The sequence below is a fragment of the Salinicola sp. genome, assembly GCF_982684285.1.
The window spans coordinates 1-1,350 of sequence record NZ_CEXLVS010000465.1; the positions used below are offsets into that span (position 1 = coordinate 1).

The 1,350-nt window shown below is 38.7% G+C and carries 2 protein-coding genes; both read right to left on the bottom strand.

Translation table 11 applies throughout. The features are described from left to right. Nucleotides 1-93 precede the first annotated feature (93 nt). Nucleotides 94-549 (bottom strand): hypothetical protein, encoded by a 456-nt coding sequence (locus AC3AYF_RS21115; RefSeq protein WP_487780430.1) that lies wholly within the window; start codon nt 547-549, stop codon nt 94-96. Between the two features lie 198 nt (nt 550-747). Continuing rightward, on the bottom strand, nt 748-1,113 hold the full coding sequence (locus AC3AYF_RS21120) for a hypothetical protein (protein ID WP_487780431.1): 366 nt from the start codon (nt 1,111-1,113) through the stop codon (nt 748-750). Nucleotides 1,114-1,350: the final 237 nt, after the last annotated feature.

Below are 1,350 nucleotides of genomic sequence, written 5' to 3' on the forward strand. Positions count from 1 at the left end.
CGACCCGAATGATGTGACAAAAACCATTGAAGGTCACCCGGCACCAAAGCGAGCTATCTATACCGCGACAGTACCTAAGTAAATATCATCAATTTAGTGTATTGAATAGCGACTGCCATAAACAAAATAAGCATCACCGAACTTGTCGTAACACATAGTGCCAGCTTCACCGTGATATTTTCCATATCTGTCGACAATAACTTTAGTCACCGGATGGCAAGATTTTTTAACGATATCTTTGTTATATCTATTTTGCTGATAACTCGGGTGTCGGTAGCTAAACGAGTAATAACTAAATGACTTATGACCATAACGAGGCTGATGCCTAAAGTTGTAGAAGCTATCAGGCTGGTAAGAATAATGATGGCGGTAGTGTTGACCAGCGTGTTTATCAAAGTGATGGTTGTTGTGACCAAAGCGAATATGATTGCTATGAGAGCCAAAACTAAATGATAAACCACCGTGATGACGATAATCGATAGCAACGACAGAAGTGCTAATTAGGAACAAACTCATCGCAATTAGGAATATTTTGCAGAATGTTTTCATCACAAACACCTCCGAAAAAACGTAAATAGTCAGTAGAGTGTTATGGTTGTAGTAGCTAGACAGATGGAAATCTGATTTGTTGCAAAGAACGGTGAGTAAAACGCTTTTTTCTACAAGAAAGCGCAAATTTTAGCGGGTGATGAGTGCGAGGCCTAGTGGGTGGGGATCAGCCGAAAGCTGATTTACATGGAGGTTGTGTTATCCAAGAAAGGCGATCCAGTTTCCTTGATGGTTTAAACAGGCAGTCAGTGGTTTGATATCCAATGTTTCACTATGTCGAATGATTAAGTCATAATTCACGCAAGCAAGTTCGTTTTGTTGGAAATAGTTCACTATCTTAATATTGTAAATCGTTGATGTGTCTTCGTTATACCACGATTTGGCAACGCCAATAGGCTGTGAAGTGAGGACTTGTTGTGTGTGTTCTAAGTCTGTATTGCTCATGGCTGTTGCTGTATCAATCCCTGCTTCTACACCGGCTAAAAATTCTAAATTTGATGTTTCAGCAAAGACATTAAAAGTGAGTGATAGCCCAGTTGCTATCATTATTATTATGCCTTTCATTAACTAAGATCCCTTTGACCTAATGAATACGAATAATAAGAATACAAGGGATTAAGTCAAGTTAAATGAGTAAACTCTCCTGAAAATTCGGGAGGTTATTCCTTGATTTCATAGAATAAAGAGTAGCGTCTACAGAACGCTTACCGGGCATATTGAAGAAATGCAATTAATAGACTTCACGAAATGGGTATGACACTATTGTTTGCACATAGAGTTTTTGTGGGTTTAACTAGATGC

Coding starts and splice junctions, on each gene's coding strand:
- AC3AYF_RS21115 (WP_487780430.1), bottom strand. CDS start 549: ATGAAAACATTCTGCAAAATATTCCTAATTGCGATGAGTTTGTTCCTA.
- AC3AYF_RS21120 (WP_487780431.1), bottom strand. CDS start 1,113: ATGAAAGGCATAATAATAATGATAGCAACTGGGCTATCACTCACTTTT.